The sequence below is a fragment of the Microvirga solisilvae genome (assembly GCF_022808595.1).
GTDB classification, from domain to species: domain Bacteria; phylum Pseudomonadota; class Alphaproteobacteria; order Rhizobiales; family Beijerinckiaceae; genus Microvirga; species Microvirga solisilvae.
In genome coordinates, this window is the sequence record NZ_JAKUCN010000020.1 from 1 (window position 1) to 2,021 (window position 2,021).

Here is a 2,021-nt window from a genome sequence, read left to right on the forward strand (position 1 = left end):
CCGAATCGTTCGCCTGCTGATCCGAGCCGTGTTGTTGAGATTGCGGAAGGGACTTTGGGCGATGTTGTGACGCTGGCGCTCAAGGACGATGACGAGGAGACGATCACTTACAAGTTCAAGTGGTCGGACAACTCGCTGCACGACACCAGCGAGGACGGCCTGTTCCAGTTCGTCGGCAACAAGCTGGTGGCGATCGCGACCCTGGACGTCGCGGTGGACACGGACCGCACCTACAATGTGGTGGCCGACGACGGCTCGGGCGAGGCCAACGCCAAGACCACGGGCCAGATCAAGGTGACGATCAAGGCCGAGGATGCGTCGGGCAACTACGCCCCGGCCGATCCGAGCCGCGTGCTCGACATCGCGGAAGGCACCCTGGGCGAGATCCTCGCGCTGGACGATATCGATCTCGACGGCGAGACCATCGTCTACAAGTTCAAGCACGCGGACGGGTCCTTGAGCGACACCAGCGAGGACGGCCTGTTCCAGTTTGTCGGCAACAAGCTGGTGGCCCTGGTGGCCACGGACGTGGATGCCGACACGGAGCACCGCTACACGGTGGTGGCCGACGACGGCACGGCCGCGCCCAACCACGCGGTGACCGGCACGATCAAGGTGACGGTCAAGGCGGCGGATCCGTCCGGCAACCATGCGCCGACCGTTCCGGAAGGCGAGGTGGACTGGAAGCGGGGCGCCCGCGGCGAGGTGCTGATCCTGGCGGCGAAGGACCTGGACGGCGAGACCATCGTCTACAAGTTCAAGCACACGGACGGGTCCTTGAGCTTCACCAGCGAGGACGGCCTGTTCCGGTTCGAGGGCAACAAGCTGGTGGCGATCGGCGATCCGAGCGTGGAAGGCGACGTGCGCAACCACTACGTGGTGGTGGCCGACGACGGCACGACGGCGCCCAATCACGCGGTGGAAGGCACGGTCACGGTCACGATCAAGGATCCGGACGATGCCACGGGCAACTACTCGCCGACGGTTCCGTCGGGCCGGGTGACGGTGCTCGAGGGTGCGGCGCTGGGCGAGCTGCTGAGCCTGGCGGAAACCGATCTTGACGGTGACGTGATCACCTACAAGTTCCGCTGGACGGACGGCACGCTGAGCGCCACCAGCCAGGACGGGTACTACCGCTTCGAAGGCAACGTGCTGCGGCTGATCAAGGCGCCGCTGGTGCTGGTGACCACGACGACGAACTACCTGGTGGTGGCCGACGACGGCACGGGCGCGGACAACGACGAGGTCGAAGGCGTTGTGACGGTGGTTGTGACGGACGACGGCAACCCGCCGCCGACCAACATCCGCCTGAGCAAGAAGTTCATCCGCGAGAACCCGTCGGAGGGGCTGCTGGTGGGCCTGCTGCGCGGGGATGACGGCGATCCGTTGAGCTATCGCCTGAAGGAGGGCGCGGACGGCAACGGCGCGTTCGAGATCGTGAAGGTGGGCTCGACCTATGAGCTGCGGGTCAAGGACAAAACCAAGATCGACTACGAGCAGTATCGCTCCACGAGCGGCAAGATCTCGTTCACGGTGATCGTCAGCGACGGTCACTCGGAGACGGAGCACGTGCTGACCGTGACGGTTGAGGATACGGTGGGCGAGAGCATCACGGGCACGAAGGGCCACGACACGCTGATGGGCGGCACCGGTGTCGACGTGATCAGCGGCGACGAGGGCAACGACTGGCTGAGCGGCGGCCTGGGCAGCGATGCGCTGCGCGGCGGCCTGGGCGCGGACAAGTTCGTGTTCGACGCGACGCTGGGCACGACCAACGTGGATACGATCGCGGACTTCAAGCCGAGCGAGCTCGACAAGATCTACCTGGCGCGGTCGACGTTCTTCAATGCGATGGCGCTTGGGGTGCTGGATCCGGGCGCGTTCGTGTCGGGAGCGGGTCGGACGACGTCGGTGGATGCGGACGACCGGATCATCTACGACACGTCGACGGGCTTCCTGTACTTCGATCCGGACGGCAACGGCGGCGCGACGCGCCTGTTTGCCAAGCTGAGCAAGGTGGG

At 65.6% G+C, this 2,021-nt stretch carries 1 protein-coding gene; it reads left to right on the top strand.

Annotated features, from left to right (window positions below; translation table 11 throughout):
- Positions 1-54: 54 nt before the first annotated feature.
- A partial coding sequence (locus MJ639_RS17760) for a calcium-binding protein (RefSeq protein ID WP_480212886.1) occupies positions 55-2,021 on the top strand: 1,967 nt, incomplete at its 3' end.